11 protein-coding genes are annotated in these 15,023 nt (G+C 71.6%); 3 read left to right on the top strand and 8 right to left on the bottom strand.

The genetic code is table 11. The features are described 5' to 3' along the window. Position 1: 1 nt before the first annotated feature. Complete coding sequence (gene nrdR / locus OG242_RS24880; RefSeq protein WP_018520799.1) at positions 2 to 514, bottom strand: transcriptional regulator NrdR; 513 nt, start codon at positions 512 to 514, stop codon at positions 2 to 4. Between the two features lie 506 nt (positions 515 to 1,020). Here nrdR and lexA point away from each other — a divergent pair. Continuing rightward, positions 1,021 to 1,815, top strand: coding sequence for a transcriptional repressor LexA (gene lexA / locus OG242_RS24875; RefSeq protein WP_026171816.1), 795 nt, complete (start codon positions 1,021 to 1,023; stop codon positions 1,813 to 1,815). A gap of 104 nt (positions 1,816 to 1,919) precedes the next feature. Here the strand turns inward: lexA and OG242_RS24870 are convergent, their stop codons facing one another. From OG242_RS24870 to OG242_RS24850, 5 genes are all read right to left on the bottom strand, one after another. Further along, positions 1,920 to 3,890 carry an ATP-dependent DNA helicase gene (locus tag OG242_RS24870; RefSeq protein WP_405900254.1) on the bottom strand — a complete coding sequence of 657 codons (1,971 nt, stop codon included), beginning with the start codon at positions 3,888 to 3,890 and terminating at the stop codon, positions 1,920 to 1,922. Between the two features lie 50 nt (positions 3,891 to 3,940). Then, positions 3,941 to 5,797, bottom strand: a complete 1,857-nt coding sequence (locus OG242_RS24865) for an IucA/IucC family protein (protein ID WP_405900253.1) — start codon at positions 5,795 to 5,797, stop codon at positions 3,941 to 3,943. A 60-nt stretch (positions 5,798 to 5,857) separates the two neighbouring features. Continuing rightward, positions 5,858 to 6,448 carry a GNAT family N-acetyltransferase gene (locus OG242_RS24860; RefSeq protein ID WP_405900252.1) on the bottom strand — a complete coding sequence of 197 codons (591 nt, stop codon included), beginning with the start codon at positions 6,446 to 6,448 and terminating at the stop codon, positions 5,858 to 5,860. A 117-nt stretch (positions 6,449 to 6,565) separates the two neighbouring features. Further along, complete coding sequence (locus tag OG242_RS24855) at positions 6,566 to 8,479, bottom strand: IucA/IucC family protein (RefSeq protein WP_405900251.1); 1,914 nt, start codon at positions 8,477 to 8,479, stop codon at positions 6,566 to 6,568. Between the two features lie 28 nt (positions 8,480 to 8,507). Next, positions 8,508 to 9,887 carry a diaminobutyrate--2-oxoglutarate transaminase family protein gene (locus OG242_RS24850; RefSeq protein WP_405900250.1) on the bottom strand — a complete coding sequence of 460 codons (1,380 nt, stop codon included), beginning with the start codon at positions 9,885 to 9,887 and terminating at the stop codon, positions 8,508 to 8,510. A 326-nt stretch (positions 9,888 to 10,213) separates the two neighbouring features. Here OG242_RS24850 and OG242_RS24845 point away from each other — a divergent pair, with 326 nt between their 5' ends. Then, positions 10,214 to 11,443 carry a trypsin-like serine peptidase gene (locus OG242_RS24845; protein WP_405900249.1) on the top strand — a complete coding sequence of 410 codons (1,230 nt, stop codon included), beginning with the start codon at positions 10,214 to 10,216 and terminating at the stop codon, positions 11,441 to 11,443. Positions 11,444 to 11,569: 126 nt separating this feature from the next. Beyond that, positions 11,570 to 11,791: a hypothetical protein gene (locus OG242_RS24840; protein WP_405900248.1), complete on the top strand. Its 222-nt coding sequence runs from the start codon at positions 11,570 to 11,572 to the stop codon at positions 11,789 to 11,791. A 78-nt stretch (positions 11,792 to 11,869) separates the two neighbouring features. Here the strand turns inward: OG242_RS24840 and hflX are convergent, their stop codons facing one another. Continuing rightward, complete coding sequence (gene hflX, locus OG242_RS24835; RefSeq protein WP_405900247.1) at positions 11,870 to 13,390, bottom strand: GTPase HflX; 1,521 nt, start codon at positions 13,388 to 13,390, stop codon at positions 11,870 to 11,872. A gap of 141 nt (positions 13,391 to 13,531) precedes the next feature. Further along, positions 13,532 to 14,983: a M1 family metallopeptidase gene (locus OG242_RS24830; RefSeq protein ID WP_405900246.1), complete on the bottom strand. Its 1,452-nt coding sequence runs from the start codon at positions 14,981 to 14,983 to the stop codon at positions 13,532 to 13,534. Positions 14,984 to 15,023 lie beyond the last annotated feature (40 nt).

Raw genomic sequence — 15,023 nt, 5'->3', positions numbered from 1 at the left:
CTCAGTCGGCGGCGACGGCGGGAACGGGGACCACCAGGGTCTCGCCGCTCCCGCTTTCCTCCACGGGGGGCCGCCGCTCACGGAGTTCCGTAATGGCGGCCTCGAAGTCTTCGAGGCTGTCGAACGCCCGGTACACGGACGCGAACCGCAGGTAGGCGACGAGGTCGAGTTCCTGCAGGGGGCCGAGGATGGCCAGGCCCACGTCGTGCGTGGTCAGCTCCGCGCTGCCGGTCGCGCGCACCGCCTCCTCGACCCGCTGGCCGAGTTTGGCGAGGGCGTCCTCGGTGACGGGCCGCCCCTGACACGCCTTGCGCACACCCGAGATGACCTTGGTGCGACTGAAGGGCTCGGTCACGCCGCTGCGCTTGACCACCATGAGCGAACAGGTCTCCACCGTGGTGAAGCGGCGAGAGCAGTCGGGGCACTGGCGGCGCCGGCGGATCGAGGTCCCGTCGTCGGTGGTGCGACTGTCGACGACCCGGCTGTCGGGGTGCCTGCAGAAGGGGCAGTGCATGGCTCCCAACCCTCCTTCACAGCACGACTGAATAGCCTCTTCAGGCCCGGTAGGGGGCCCTCGAAGCGGTCTTAAGCATAGGCGATGACCACACCCCCGATGGACGGGGGACCACAACTTCTGGGCGGTCGAAACAATCCAACCACTAGATCTTGGGTTCGGCCGCGCATTTGGCCCTAAGCGCGTGTCGCGCCGGAGGGCGGCCGGGAGGCAGCGTACGGCCGACCAAGAGGGTACGGGAAGCACCCGGACGACGGACGACCGGGCGGCCACCCCCGCGTGCACCCCGGGCACCCCTCGGGGATACCGTCGGAGACCGCCACCACCGCTCGCCCGGAGAGTGGCGGAGCCCGCCGCGTCGCGCACTGTACGCAGCCTCATACACCCCGCAGCGAAGCCCCGACAGTCTTTTATTCGTTTTTCACTCGAACGTGTGTTTGGCGCAACCTTTCGAAAGCTACTACCGTTGTGCCAGCCAGGGAGACCATTCGAGAGGGGCCGCCGACGTGACCACCACCGCAGACAGTGCCATCATCACTGCCCAGGACCGCTCCCAGAGCCGACTCGAGCCGGTGCATGCCATGAATGACTCAGTCACGAACACGGAGGGCCCGGAGCCCGGGCGCCCAGCGCGCTCGCTCCCCGGACGACCTCCCGGGATCCGGGCCGACAGCTCGGGGCTCACGGACCGGCAGCGACGGGTGATCGAGGTCATCCGGGATTCCGTGCAGCGGCGCGGCTACCCGCCGTCGATGCGGGAGATCGGTCAGGCCGTGGGACTCTCCAGCACCTCCTCGGTCGCCCATCAGCTGATGGCCCTGGAGCGCAAGGGCTTCCTCCGCCGGGACCCGCACCGCCCCCGGGCCTACGAGGTGCGCGGCTCCGACCAGCCGAGCACCCAGCCGACGGACACCACGGGCAAGCCCGCCGCTTCGTACGTGCCGCTGGTGGGCCGGATCGCCGCAGGCGGGCCGATCCTCGCCGAGGAGTCCGTGGAGGACGTCTTCCCGCTCCCCCGCCAGCTGGTCGGCGACGGCGAGCTCTTCGTGCTGAAGGTCGTCGGGGACTCGATGATCGAGGCGGCGATCTGTGACGGCGACTGGGTCACGGTCCGGCGCCAGCCCGTCGCGGAGAACGGCGACATCGTGGCCGCCATGCTGGACGGCGAGGCCACCGTGAAGCGCTTCAAGCGCGAGGACGGCCACGTCTGGCTGCTCCCCCACAACGCCGCGTACCAGCCGATCCCCGGCGACGAGGCGACGATCCTCGGCAAGGTCGTCGCGGTGCTGCGCCGGGTCTGAGCCCCGCACTCTCTGGCAACAAGGGCCCCGGGTCCGGCTCAGCGCCGGCCTCGGGGCCCTTGTCTGTGCATACGCCCTTGGCGGTTCGGGTACGTCGCCGAGGGCTACCGTCCGTCGGCCTTGGCCGCCGCGTCGATCGCGGCGAGGGAGCGACGGGCCTGATTGCGGTCCGTGGTGTACCAGAATCCGGGCAGCGAGGCCCGCAGATAGCTGCCGTACCGGGCGTTGGCCAGGCGCGGGTCGAGCACCGCGACGACGCCCTTGTCCGCAGTGGCCCGTACGAGACGGCCGGCGCCCTGGGCCATCAGCAGCGCGGCATGCGTGGCGGCCACCGCCATGAAGCCGTTGCCCCCGGCCTCCTCGACCGCCTTCTGGCGCGCGCTCATCAGCGGGTCGTCGGGGCGGGGGAACGGGATGCGGTCCATGACCACCAGCTGACAGCTCGGACCCGGCACATCGACGCCCTGCCAGAGCGAGAGCGTGCCGAAGAGGCAGGTCTCCGGGTCTGCCGCGAAGTTCTTGATCAGCTCGCCCAGCGTCTCCTCGCCCTGGAGGAGGATCGGCTTGTCCAGACGGCCGCGCAGCTCCTCAGCGGCCGCCTTGGCCGCCCGCATGGAGGAGAACAGCCCAAGCGTGCGCCCGCCGGCCGCCTCCACCAGCTCGGACAGCTCGTCCAGCATGTCCGTGCGGGAGCCCTCCCGGCCCGGGGTCGCCAGATGCCGGGCGACGTACAGGATGCCCTGCTTCGGGTAGTCGAATGGCGAGCCGACGTCCAGGCCCTTCCACTGCGGGACGTCCTCACCGGCGGTGCCCTCCGGGGCGAGCCCCAGGGAGGCGCCCACGCCGTTGAAGTCGCCGCCGAGCTTGAGCGTGGCCGAGGTCAGGACGACGGAGCGTTCGGAGAACAGCTTCTCGCGCAGCAGCCCGGAGACGGAGAGCGGAGCGACGCGGACCGAGGCGCCGAACCGGTCGTGCCGCTCGTACCAGACAACGTCGTACTCGGACCCCTGCGTGATGCGTTCGGCGACGGCGTGGATGGATTCGACCGAGGCCAGCGCCTGCTTGCGGACCGCGTCCTCGTCCTGGACGGACTTGTCCCGCGTGGAGCCGATGGCGGAGATCACCGTGCGCGCGGCGTCCCGCAGGGCCATCAGCGCGTACCCCAGGTCCTCCGGCACCTCCTCCAGGCGGCCGGGGAGCGCCAGCTCCATCACCCGCTCGAAGCCCTCGGAGGCGGTCTGCAGCGCGTCGGCCGCCTTCTCGTTGACCAGCTTCGCGGCGCGGCGCACCGCTCGGTTGACCTGGCCCGGGGTGAGCTCACCGGTCGCCACACCGGTGACCCGGGAGACCAGCTCGTGGGCCTCGTCGACGATCAGCACCTCGTGCTGCGGGAGCACCGGGGCACCCTCGATGGCGTCGATCGCCAGGAGCGCGTGGTTGGTGACCACCACATCGGCGAGCTTCGCCCGCTCCCGGGCCTGCTCGGCGAAGCACTCCGCCCCGTACGCGCACTTGCTCGCGCCCAGGCACTCCCGCGAGGAGACCGAGATCTGGGCCCAGGCCCGGTCCGAGACGCCGGGGGTGAGGTCGTCCCGGTCGCCCGTCTCCGTCTCGTCGGCCCAGTCGCGCATGCGCAGCAGGTCCTGGCCGAGCTTGCTGGACGGAGCCGCCGCCTCGAACTGGTCGAACAGCCCCTCCTCCTCGTCCTGCGGCACGCCCTCGTGGAGCCGGTGCAGGCAGAGGTAGTTCGACCGGCCCTTGAGCATCGCGAACTGGGGGCGGCGGCGCAGCAGCGGATGCAGCGCGTCCACCGTGCGCGGCAGGTCCCGCTCCACGAGCTGGCGCTGGAGGGCCAGCGTCGCCGTGGCCACGACGACGCGCTCGCCGTGGGCCACGGCCGGCACCAGGTAGCCGAGCGACTTGCCCGTCCCCGTGCCGGCCTGGACGAGGAGGTGGGATTGGTCGTCCACGGCCTCGGCGACGGCGGTCGCCATGGCGGCCTGGCCGGGCCTCTCCGTACCGCCGACGGCGGTCACGGCGGCGTGCAGGAGCTCAGGGAGGGATGGCTTCGTCATAGCCCGGCCAGCCTACGGGTCGCGACTGACATCGGCGGCCACTCCCGGCCTCACGCGGGGAGGTGGAGCGGGTTGGCCACGCTGCCGTGGACCGCCGCGTGCGGGCGTACCGGCCGGTCGCGGTAGCCGTCCAGGTGCAGGCGGTTGCGGTTGAGACAGAGGCGGTCGATGCGCGGGGTCAGCATGTCGAACATCTCGAACCGTTCCTTCAGCTCCGGGAACCGGGCGTGGTGGCGCAGAATCTCCGCCCGCACGAGTGACCAGAATTCGCCCTCGGGGACGCCCAGCTGTTCCTCGCAGAGCGGGGAGAGGAAGCGGAAGACCCCGGTGAAGAGGCCGGAGTGGATGAACTGGGTGAGGAAGGCCGGCTCCTCGGTCAGCAGGACGCGGCGCACGTCCTCCGGCATGGTGTCGTGCTCGGGGAGCGGCTGCGCGCTGACGTTGACGTCGTCCACGAAGTCCTTGATCGCGAGGCGCACGGGCACGTCCTGCTCGTCGAAGACCACGATCGCGTTCTCGCCGTGCGGGGAGAAGACGGTGCCGTAGCGGTAGAGGAAGTGCAGGAGTGGCGGCAGCAGGGCGGCGAAGAGCCGGGACAGCCAGACGGTGGGCGCCAGTCCGGAGCGGGCGACCAGTTCGGCGGTGAAGGCCCGTCCCCGCGGGTCGGTGTGCAGCAGGGACGCGAGGGTACGGGCACGCTCGCCCGGTGCCAGGCGCGGCGGCAGGGGCTCGCGCCAGATCGCCCCGAGGATCTCCTTGAACTGGTACGGCGCCTCGGGGAGGTGGTCGTACAGCGGGTGCTCGACGGTGACCGAGGCGACCTCGCCGAGCAGGATCACGCCGCAGGTGTCCCGCAGGAACGGGTCGTTGTCGCGCAGCCCCTGCACCCAGCCGGTGACGGCGGGCGCGGCGACGGTGCGCTCGGTCGGCAGCCCGCGCCAGACCAGGGTGTTGAGGATCGAGAGCGGGAGCTTGACCGTGTGCCGGTCGGGCCGCGCGATGTTGGCGAACGTACGGATGGACTGCTGCGGCAGCCGTACGTCCGGGTCGGCGGGCAACGGCACGATCTCGCCGGCGGCGATGGCCGGGGCGAACAGCGGCACGATCCACTCGTCCCACTGCCAGGGGTGGACGGGCAGGAAGTGATAGCCGTCCGGGTCGAGGCCGCGGCCGCGCAGGATGTCCGCGAAGGCCGCGCGGACGTCCGGGTCGAGCTCCTGTGCGTAGAGCCGGTCCGGGGTGGCCAGAGCGGGCACGCCCCGGTACTCGGCGATCCGGTGGGAGACGGCGAGCCAGGGCAGCCGGACCGGCTCGCGGGCCTCGGGGGCGTAGCGGGAGGCGTCGGTGGCGGAGAAGCCCAGGCGGCCCTTGTTGGCGACGATCCAGGGGTGGCCGGTCTGGTGGCCCTCCAGTTCCGCGTAGCCGAGGCCGGCCAGCTCCGCTGCTGTGAGCGCGGTGTGGTCCAGGCGGGCGTCCGCGGCGAGCGTGTGGGTCAGCTCGCGGACCAGGTGGCCGAGCGTGGCGCCGTCGAGGCCGAGGAGGCGGCGGGCCCGGGTGAGGAACAGCAGCGGATCACGGAAGGGGACACTGCCCTCCTCGCGTACGAAGGCACTCTCCGTGGCCGCGCAGTCCGCTGCCCGGATCGAGTCGGGGTCCACCCGCCAGCTCCCGTACACACCGCGCCGGGCGGTGAAGGTGATGCTGCCGCCGTCGTCCAGCGGCAGGGTGTACGTGCTGCCGCCGGCGGTTCGTGGAGCCGGCTCGATGACTTCCTCGTAGGCGAATTCACCGAGCATCTTCGCGAGCATCCGGGAGGCGGCCCGGTCCCAGGCGGTGCGGTTCAGTTCGGGGGTGCTGAGCAGTGCGGGCGGCTCCGTTGCGTCGTGGTGCGCAGGGTATTTCGGCACGGGGACTCCTCGGGAGGGAACCGATGGGGTTCGAGCGGTGCGGGCGGATGAGGGAAGCGTTCATGGCTGGCTGCGGTGGGCTCGGTCGCGGATCATCAGCGCGGCCCGCTTCTCCGGGAGTTCGATCTCGGCGGAGAAGCGAAATCCGGCGCTCAGGAAGGCGGAGACGGACGGGACGTTGCGGATGTCGGGCTCGGCCACGACCCGGGTGCAGAAGGGGACGTGGCCGAGCACGAGATCGGTCACGGCACGCAGCAGCGTCGTGCCGGTGCCGCGGCCCCGGCGGCGTCCTTCGCCGATGAGGAGGTGGACGCCCATGTCGTGCGGCCGGGCCGGGTAGTGGCGGGCGAGCGGGTCGAGGTCGGCGCGGTAGAGCTCCCAGTAGCTCATGGGCGTGCCCGACAGCACCCCGACGCACGGGGTGCTGTGACTGGCGCCGTCGAGCTGGGGGGCGAGGTGCCGGGCCATGACGCTCTCGTCGCCGGCCAGCTCCCAGAAGGCGGCGACGACGGGGTCGTTCATCCAGCGGCTGATCGTCGCGAGATCCCGCTCCGGGTGCACCGGAACGAGCTGGAACTCCCCGGCCGGTGTGGTCACGGGGGCCCAGTCCGCCGTCAGGACGGAACCGGCGTGCGCGTCGGGCGGAGACACGGGCGGCGCTCCTTTCTCGGCTCTCGACGACCGGCTGTCGATATCCGGCTATCGACGACCGGCTGTCGATCCAGCTGCCAACGACCGGTCTTCGGCGATCAGCTCTAGCCCCCGCGCTCAGCCGTGCAGGGGATTGGTGATGGTGACGTAAACGGACTGGGTGTCCACGGGACCGACGAGTTCATCGAGTCCGTGGAGACGGGTCAGCATGTTGGCCTTGCAGCGCAGGCGCGGGTTTTGGAGCAGGTGGGCGGGGAACGGCGAACCCAGTTCGCTCGCCGACTTCAGGAAGCGGCGGAACGCGTCCAGGAGCATCTGCTCGTCGGCGAGCCGCTGGGCGCCGAACGCCCCGATCAGTCCGAATACGTTGTTGATGCCGAGGTAGTAGGCGAAGCGTTCGTCCGTGACGGCGTCGGAGACGAAGGTGTCGCTGACCTTTCCGATGCCGGGGAGCCTGCGGTCGAGCGCCGCGCGGTGGGATTCGCGGAAGTAATAGCCCTGATTGTCACGGTAACGGCCGCCGGCGGGCCAGCCGTCGGCGTCGAGCAGGACCAGGGTGTTCTGCTGGTGGGCTTCGAGCGCGACACCGGCATGGGCGTCGAGCCAGAGCACCGGGTTCACGACGCGTTCCAGGTAGCGCAGGAACCACTCGGCGGCGACCGCCGTCGTGGTCCGCCCGGTGGCCGCGGCGAGGCGGTGGACGACGTCGGCGAGGCGGGAGTAGAGGCCCGTCCGGCCCGGCCAGGGGCGTGGGGCGGTGAGTCCGGCGATGCAGACCGCGTCGTCGTACCGCTCGAAGGGGTTGTGCCGCAGCATGACGTCCAGGCCGTGCACGGGCGCGCCGTCCGGGGTGTCGACGGCGAGCCAGGCGGGGTCGCGCACGATGTCGAAGCCGGGGTGCACTGCGTGCCACTGGCGGGCGAGGCCGGTGCGGAGCAGCCGGTGGACCTCGACGCCCCGATGGAGCTCCTTGCGGAGGTTCTCCCGGCGGGAGTTGGTGATGCGGACGCCGAGGGAGAGCTTCAGCATCAGGTCGGCGCCCGGCCGGTGCACGGTGCGCACCGACGAGGTGGGGTGCCAGGGCGCGCCGTACGGGCCGAGGTCGTGGAGGAGGCCGGAGTCGAGCAGGGCGGCGACCTCGGGCCTGCTCCGCAGCTCACGGGCCTGCCAGGGGTGGAGGGGAATGAGCGCGGCGTGTTCGGGGAAGAGCAGGCCCTGGGCGTGCCGGGCGACGAGGTCGGCGGCGGAGACGGGACGGCCCTGATCGGTCCACGCGGAGTCGGTCGCCAGTACGGCGCGGTCGGCGGCCATCCAGTGGAGCGGGAAGGAACCGTGCAACTCGGGTGAGTAGAGGCGCGTTTCGGCGTCGGTGAGCCCTTCCCTGCTCTTGGGCGAGGGATGCAGCGGGTGGCCGAGCAGGAGCGACTGTTCGGCGGTGAGGAAGAGGTCCGCCTCGTCGGGGGTGTGGGGCCGGCGGCGCCGTTCGTCGATGAACGCGGCGGTGCGCCGTACGGAGTCGGCGACCCGGCCGGCCATGTCGGCGCCGTCGTGGTGGCCGGCCTCCCGGCCGAGCAGCGCGGCCACGGTGACGGCGTCGGCGGTGGGCGCGGTGGCGGGCGCCTGCTCCAGGGCGGGCGGCCCGAAGCGGTGCCAGCCCGTGGGGGACCAGTGGAGGACCGGGACGAGGAGCGCGGTGCCGCTCGCGGGGAGCGGGATGCGCAGGGTCTCCCCCGCGGGCCGGGGCAGGTCGCTCTCCCGGACCCAGCAGCGCAGCAGGTTCTCGACGCCGGCCGTGTCGGCGGCGCGGAGCGGGTCGGGATGGTCCAGGGGGTCGGCGGAATCGGTCGCCTCGTCCGGGTTTGTCGCCGCCGGGGCCGGGGAAGCCGGCCTCGACGTGTGCCACAGCCCGTGCGGTGTCTCCTTCTGGCGCGGCACGGTCGTCGCCTCGACGGCGAGTTGACCGGGGGTGTCGGCCTCGGGGAGGTGGCTGGGGGGAGGGCCGTCGGCCTCGGGCGCGGGGGTGGGGTTCACGGCGGTCTTCCTGTGCTGGTGTCCGGGGTCAGCGGATCGATCCGGTCGGCAGGCGGCGGTGCGGTGAGCGCTCCGCGGCTGCCAGGGCGTCGGCGAGGCGGTCGACGACCGCCGTCGCCTGTTCGTCGGTGAGCGTGAGGGGCGGGAGCAGGCGTACGACGGTGGAGTGGCGGCCGCCGAGTTCGACGATGAGGCCGCGGCTCAGGCACTCCTGCTGGAGGGCGACGGCGAGGACCGGGTCGGGTGGCGGCTCGGTGCCGGTGCCCGACGGTCGGGCTTCGGGGTCGACGATCTCCACGCCGATCATCAGGCCCCTCCCCCGGACGTCACCGATGCACGGGTGGTCGGCGGCGAGCGACCTGAGGCTCGTCAGCATGCGGTCGCCGAGGGCCCCGGCCCGCTCGGCGAGGCCGTTCTCCCGGACGTACGCGAGGGTGGCGGTGCCGGCGGCCATGGCAAGCTGGTTGCCGCGGAAGGTGCCTGCGTGGGCGCCGGGCTGCCAGGTGTCGAGCTCGGAGCGGTACACGATCACGGCGAGCGGGAGGGAGCCGCCGATGGCCTTGGACAGCACCATCACGTCGGGCACGATCCCGCTGTGCTCGACGGCCCAGAAGGCACCGGTCCGGCCTACGCCGGTCTGCACCTCGTCGGCGATCAGCGGGATGGACCGGGTCTCGGTGATCTCCCGCATCCGGCGCATCCAGCCGTCCGGCGCGGGGTTGACCCCGCCCTCGCCCTGGACCGGTTCGAGGATCATTCCGGCGGGTGCGGGCGTCCCGCTCTTGGGGTCGTCCAGCAGGCTCTCGGTCCAGCGGGCGGCGGTCCGCGCTCCGGCTTCGCCGCCGATGCCGAAGGGACAGCGGTAGTCCTGCGGGAACGGCAGCCTGGTCACCCGTACGTCCTCGGCGCCGCCGGAAGCGGCGAGGGCGCCCGCCGTCATGCCGTGGTAGGCGCCGGTGAAGGCCAGCAGACCGCTCCGGCCGGTGGCGGCGCGGACGAGCTTGAACGCCGCCTCGACCGCGTCCGTACCGGCGGGACCGCAGAACTGGATGCGGGCGTTGTCGGCGAACTGCCGCGGCAGGGTGGCGAAGAGCTCCGTGGTGAAGGCGTCCTTGACGGGGGTCGCGAGGTCCAGCACATGCAGTGGGGCACCCGAGTCGATGACCTTCTTGATCGCCTCCAGGACGACCGGGTGGTTGTGGCCGAGCGCCAACGTCCCCGCCCCGGACAGGCAGTCGAGATAGCGCCGCCCGTCCGCGCCCTCGATGGTCAGTCCCCGGGCCCGCACCGGCACGATCGGCAGCGACCTGGCGTAGGTACGGGCGGCCGATTCGCGCAGCGACTGGCGGCGCAGGATGCCTTCGTGGGCGGCCAGGGGTGGCGCCGGAGCTGGTTCGGTCACGGCCACGGCTCTTGATCCTCCCGCTGTAACAGTTGCGTTGCACGTCAGTACGATTTCGCAAGGACGGCCTGCGAGGGTGAACGCTGTCTCCGTGCCCCCGGACGTACCAACGACCGAGGGGGCAAAGGATCACGGGTAAATCCGAAGATCCTTGCGGGGCGCAACCCTGCCGCGCACCGCCGACAGCGGCACCGGCATAGTGGGGGGCCGCGCCGGGCTCGGGCACCTCCCGAAGGCCGCCGCGCACCTGCCCGTTCGGGGCACCATGCGGTGCGTCGCGCGCAAGTGCAGTACGGAAGCGTTGAGTTACGAAGTCCCAGGGGGATCAGCAGATGCGTCTCATTCGACCAGGAAACACCGCACGCCGCCGGGGAAGTGCGCGTCGCGCCTCCTCCCCCGTGCTCGCCACCGCCGCGTTCGCCGCCGTGCTCGCGCTCACGGCCACCGCCTGCGGGCCGACCGAGGACGACGCCAACGCCGAGCCGAGCAGCAGCTCGGCGGGTGCGACGTCGGACGGCAAGATCTCCCTTCCGGACGATCTGAAGGACCGGCTCAAGGAACACGGGATCGACGTCGACAAGTGGAAGAACGGCGAGTGGAAGAACTGGGACAAGGACAAGTGGCTGCGTGAGGCCAAGGACTACATCAACCCGATCATCGCGGGCCTCTGGGACCCGGACCGCATGCGGGACGCGGACAAGCCGCCGGAGAAGCCTGTCGACAACGACATCTCGGGCGACGAGGGTGTGACGGACCCGACGCCCGCGCCGGTCCGGGCCGTGGGCGTGAAGACGCCGTACCACGACAACGCCCCGGAGTCGGGCAAGCTGTTCTTCGACGGCCCCGAGGGCTCGATGGTCTGCTCGGCGACCGTGGTGAAGGACCCTGCGCACCCCGGCAAGTCCAACATGGTGTGGACGGCCGGCCACTGCGTGCACGCGGGCAAGAAGGGCGGCTGGTACCGCAACATCGCCTTCGTCCCCTCGTACAACAACAGCGGTCTGTCGACGGCCGAGCTGCGCGACAACCCGCCGAAGGAGAAGGTCGCCCCCTACGGCATCTGGTGGGGCACCTGGGCGCAGACCTCGCAGCAGTGGATCGACCAGGGTGCGTCGGTCGGTGGCCTGGGCGCCCCGTACGACTTCGCCGTGCTGCACGTCACGCCCGAGGAGGGCGCCGGCGGCAAGTCCCTGGAGGAGACGGTCGGCTCGGCCCTGCCGGTCGAGTTCAACGCTCCGGCCGTGCCCAAGATCTCCGGCATGACGGCCACCGGCTTCCCGGCGGCGGCCCCGTACGACGGCCAGAAGATGTTCCAGTGCCAGGACAAGCCGGGCCGTCTCTCCCTCGCCCAGGCCGACCCGACGATGTACCGCATCGGCTGCTCGATGACCGGCGGTTCCTCCGGCGGCGGCTGGGTCGCCACCGGCCAGGACGGCAAGCCCGCGCTGGTCTCGAACACCTCCATCGGCCCGGTGACGGCGGGCTGGCTCGCCGGACCGCGCTTCGGCAAGGAGGCCAAGGGCGTCTACGACTCGGTCAGCAAGAAGTACGCGGAGAAGTAACAACGGGGCCGCGCCCGCAGGGGCGCGGCCGGGCAGAGGTCAGAGGCCCCCGGAGCGGCACGGTCCGCTTCGGGGGCCTCTGGCGCGCGGACACCGATTGTGCAGAATCCAGGGGGATTCCCTTTCATGCGTTCCATACGTCCCTTGCTCGCCGCGACCGGTCTGGTCGCCGCGAGCGCGCTGACCGTCACGGCCTGCGGCCCGACCGAGGACGAGGGCGCCGACAAGCCGGCTGCCACCGCGTCCGCCTCCGCGTCCGGCGGCACCGAGAAAAGCGGCGGCATCCCCGCCGACCTGGCCGACAAGCTCAAGAAGCACGGGGGGAGCGACAAGTACGGCGCCCGGTAGGGATGTCGTCGGCACCACGGCCGGAGGCCCGTTCCCTCGCGAGGGAACGGGCCTCCGGTTGTTCCGGCGCGGCGCGGCTCAGTGCACCGCGGGGACGAACGCGGCCAGCTCGGAGGCCAGCTCCTCGTTGACCCGCGCCTTGATCAGCGTGCCCTCCGAGGTGTGCTCCTCGGAGACCACTTCGCCCTCGGCGTGCACCCGGGAGACGAGTCCGCCCTGGGTGTACGGCACGAGCGCCTCGACCGAGACCGACGGACGGGGCAGCTCGCTGTCGATCAGGGCGAGCAGCTCGTCGATCCCGGCGCCGGTGCGCGCGGAGACCGCGATGGCGTGCTTCTCGTTGCGCAGGAGGCGCTGGAGGACCAGCGGGTCCGCCGCGTCCGCCTTGTTGATCACGACGATCTCGGGGACGTCCGTCGCCCCGACCTCGCGGATCACCTCGCGTACGGCGGCGAGCTGCTCCTCCGGCACCGGGTGCGCGCCGTCCACCACGTGCAGGATGAGATCGGACTCGCCGACCTCCTCCATGGTGGAACGGAACGCCTCGACGAGGTGGTGCGGCAGATGCCGTACGAACCCGACGGTGTCGGCGAGCGTGTAGATCCGGCCGCTCGGTGTCTCGGCCCGGCGCACGGTCGGGTCCAGGGTGGCGAACAGGGCGTTCTCCACGAGCACGCCCGCCCCGGTGAGGCGGTTGAGGAGCGAGGACTTGCCCGCGTTGGTGTAGCCGGCGATGGCGACCGAGGGGACCTTGTTGCGCCGGCGTTCCTGGCGCTTGAGGTCGCGGCCGGTCTTCATCTCCGCGATCTCCCGGCGCATCTTCGCCATCTTCTCGCGGATGCGACGCCGGTCGGTCTCGATCTTGGTCTCACCGGGACCACGGGTCGCCATGCCGCCACCACCGCTGGTACCGCCACCGCCCATCTGGCGGGACAGCGACTGGCCCCAGCCGCGGAGCCTCGGCAGCATGTACTGCATCTGCGCCAGGGACACCTGCGCCTTGCCCTCGCGGGACTTGGCGTGCTGGGCGAAGATGTCGAGGATCAGGGCGGTCCGGTCGACCACCTTGACCTTGACGACGTCTTCGAGGTGGATCAGCTGGCCGGGGCTGAGCTCACCGTCGCAGACGACGGTGTCGGCCCCGGTCTCGACGACGAGGTCACGCAGTTGGAGCGCCTTGCCGGACCCGATGTACGTGGCCGGGTCGGGCTTGTCACGGCGCTGGAAGACGGCGTCGAGCACCTGGGCTCCGGCCGTCTCGGCGAGCGCCGCAAGCTCGGCGAGCGAATTCTCCGCGTCCTGCACGGTGCCCGAGGTCCAGACACCGACGAGCACCACACGCTCCAGGCGGAGCTGTCGGTACTCGACCTCGGTGACGTCCTCGAGCTCGGTGGAGAGTCCGGCCACGCGTCGCAGCGCGGCCCGCTCCGAGCGGTCCAGCTGTTCGCCGTCCCGCTCTCCGTCGATCTCGAAGCTCCAGGCGACGTCCTCTTCCATCAGGGCGTCGGCCCGCAGGCCCTCGGTGAGGCTCTCGGTCGCGTTCTCCGTGGCACTCTGCGCGTTGTGCGCGTCCTGGGGAAGGGAAGAAGAGGAGGTCATTGGATCCTTACGTCGATAGGAGTGCTTGTGTCAGTCACAACGCGTGACCTGTCCGGATGATTCCCGTCCCGGAAATCCTCCGCCCCGGCGCCGCGGCGACCCGTCGATAGTGGCACGGTCCGTGCGGGGCGTCACCCGGGTTTACGAGTGCGGCGCACCGCTGTGCCAGTCGGGGTGCCCCGGCATGGGCGGTGTCTTCGTCCCGTACAGCCAGCCGTCGAAGAACGCGGTCAGGTCGCGTCCCGACACCTGCGAGGCGAGCCGGACGAAATCGGCCGTGGCGGCGTTGGAGTCGCGGTGCTTGTGCACCCAGCGCCGTTCGAGCCGGTCGAAGGCGTCGCGTCCGATCTCCTGGCGCAGCGCGTACAGGACGAGGGCGCTGCCGTCGTAGACGACCGGCCGGAACAGGCTGATCTTCTGGCCGGGCTTCGGCGCCGCGGGCCGGCCGGGCGGGCCTCCGGCGGCACGCCAGTCATCCGACCGGGTGTAGGCGTTCCGCATGCGCGCCTCCAGGGGCGCGCCGATGCGGTCCTCGGTGTAGCGCGCCTCGTACCAGCTGGCGTGCCCCTCGTTCAGCCAGAGGTCGGACCAGGACTTCGGAGAGACGCTGTCGCCGAACCACTGGTGGGCCAGTTCGTGGACCATGACCGACTCGACGTACCACTCGGGGAAGCGCGTGTCGGTGAACAGGCGCTTCTCGAACAGGGAGAGGGTCTGGGTCTCCAGCTCGAACCCGGTCCGGGTGTCGGCGACGAGGATTCCGTAGTTCTCGAACGGGTACGGGCCGACCTGCCGCTCCATCCACTCCAGCTGGCCGGGGGTCCTCTTCAGCCAGGGTTCCACGCGGTCGCGGTCGGCCGTCGGTACGACGTCGCGCACCGGCAGTCCGTGCGGCCCGGTACGCCGCACCACGGTCGATCCGCCGATGCTGACCTGGGCCAGTTCGGTGGCCATGGGGTGTTGGGTGCGGTAGGTCCAGGTGGTGCCGGCGCCGTCGCGGCTGCGGCCGGTGGGCAGCCCGTTGGCCACCACGGTCAGGTCGTTCGGCGCGGTGACACGGAAGGTGAAGTACGCCTTGTCGGCCGGGTGGTCGTTGCTCGGGAAGACCCGGTGTCCGGCGTCGGCCTGGTTGGCCATGGCGAGCCCGTCGGCAGTGCGCACCCAGCCGCCGCTGTCCTGCTCACCGCCCGGGTCGCTGGTGTGGCGGACGGTGATGCGCAGGGGGATGCCGGCCGGGATGGGGCCCGCCGGGCGGACGACGAGGTCCTCGCCCACGGTCTCGAAGGCGGCGCGCAGCCCGTTGACGGCGACGGAGCGGACGGTGCCTCGGGTGAAGTCGAGGTTGATCCGGTCCAGCGGCTCGGTCGTCCGCGCGTCGATGGTGGTGACGGCGTCCAGCGGCTCGTCGTTGCGGCCCTTGTAGGTGAGGCCGATGTCGTACGCGAGCACGTCGTATCCGGGGTTGCCGAGGTGCGGGAAGAGCGGGTCGCCGATACCGAGGGGCACCGGGTCGGCGGGCAGGGTGGCGGCGACGAGCGCGGCCGACGCGGCGGCCAGCAGAGCGGCCCGCGAGCGGCGGAAGAGGAACGGCATGGACTACGGCTATCAGCGCCGGCCGGCCCGAAGGGCGCGG

It is taken from the genome of Streptomyces sp. NBC_00727 (assembly GCF_045161745.1).
Lineage (GTDB): Bacteria > Actinomycetota > Actinomycetes > Streptomycetales > Streptomycetaceae > Streptomyces.
The sequence above is the reverse complement of the archived record's forward strand: the minus strand, read 5'-3'. Positions and strand labels throughout refer to the sequence as shown.

Coding starts and splice junctions, on each gene's coding strand:
- nrdR (WP_018520799.1), bottom strand. CDS start 514: ATGCACTGCCCCTTCTGCAGGCACCCCGACAGCCGGGTCGTCGACAGT.
- OG242_RS24870 (WP_405900254.1), bottom strand. CDS start 3,890: ATGACGAAGCCATCCCTCCCTGAGCTCCTGCACGCCGCCGTGACCGCC.
- OG242_RS24845 (WP_405900249.1), top strand. CDS start 10,214: ATGCGTCTCATTCGACCAGGAAACACCGCACGCCGCCGGGGAAGTGCG.
- OG242_RS24840 (WP_405900248.1), top strand. CDS start 11,570: ATGCGTTCCATACGTCCCTTGCTCGCCGCGACCGGTCTGGTCGCCGCG.
- hflX (WP_405900247.1), bottom strand. CDS start 13,390: ATGACCTCCTCTTCTTCCCTTCCCCAGGACGCGCACAACGCGCAGAGT.
- OG242_RS24830 (WP_405900246.1), bottom strand. CDS start 14,983: ATGCCGTTCCTCTTCCGCCGCTCGCGGGCCGCTCTGCTGGCCGCCGCG.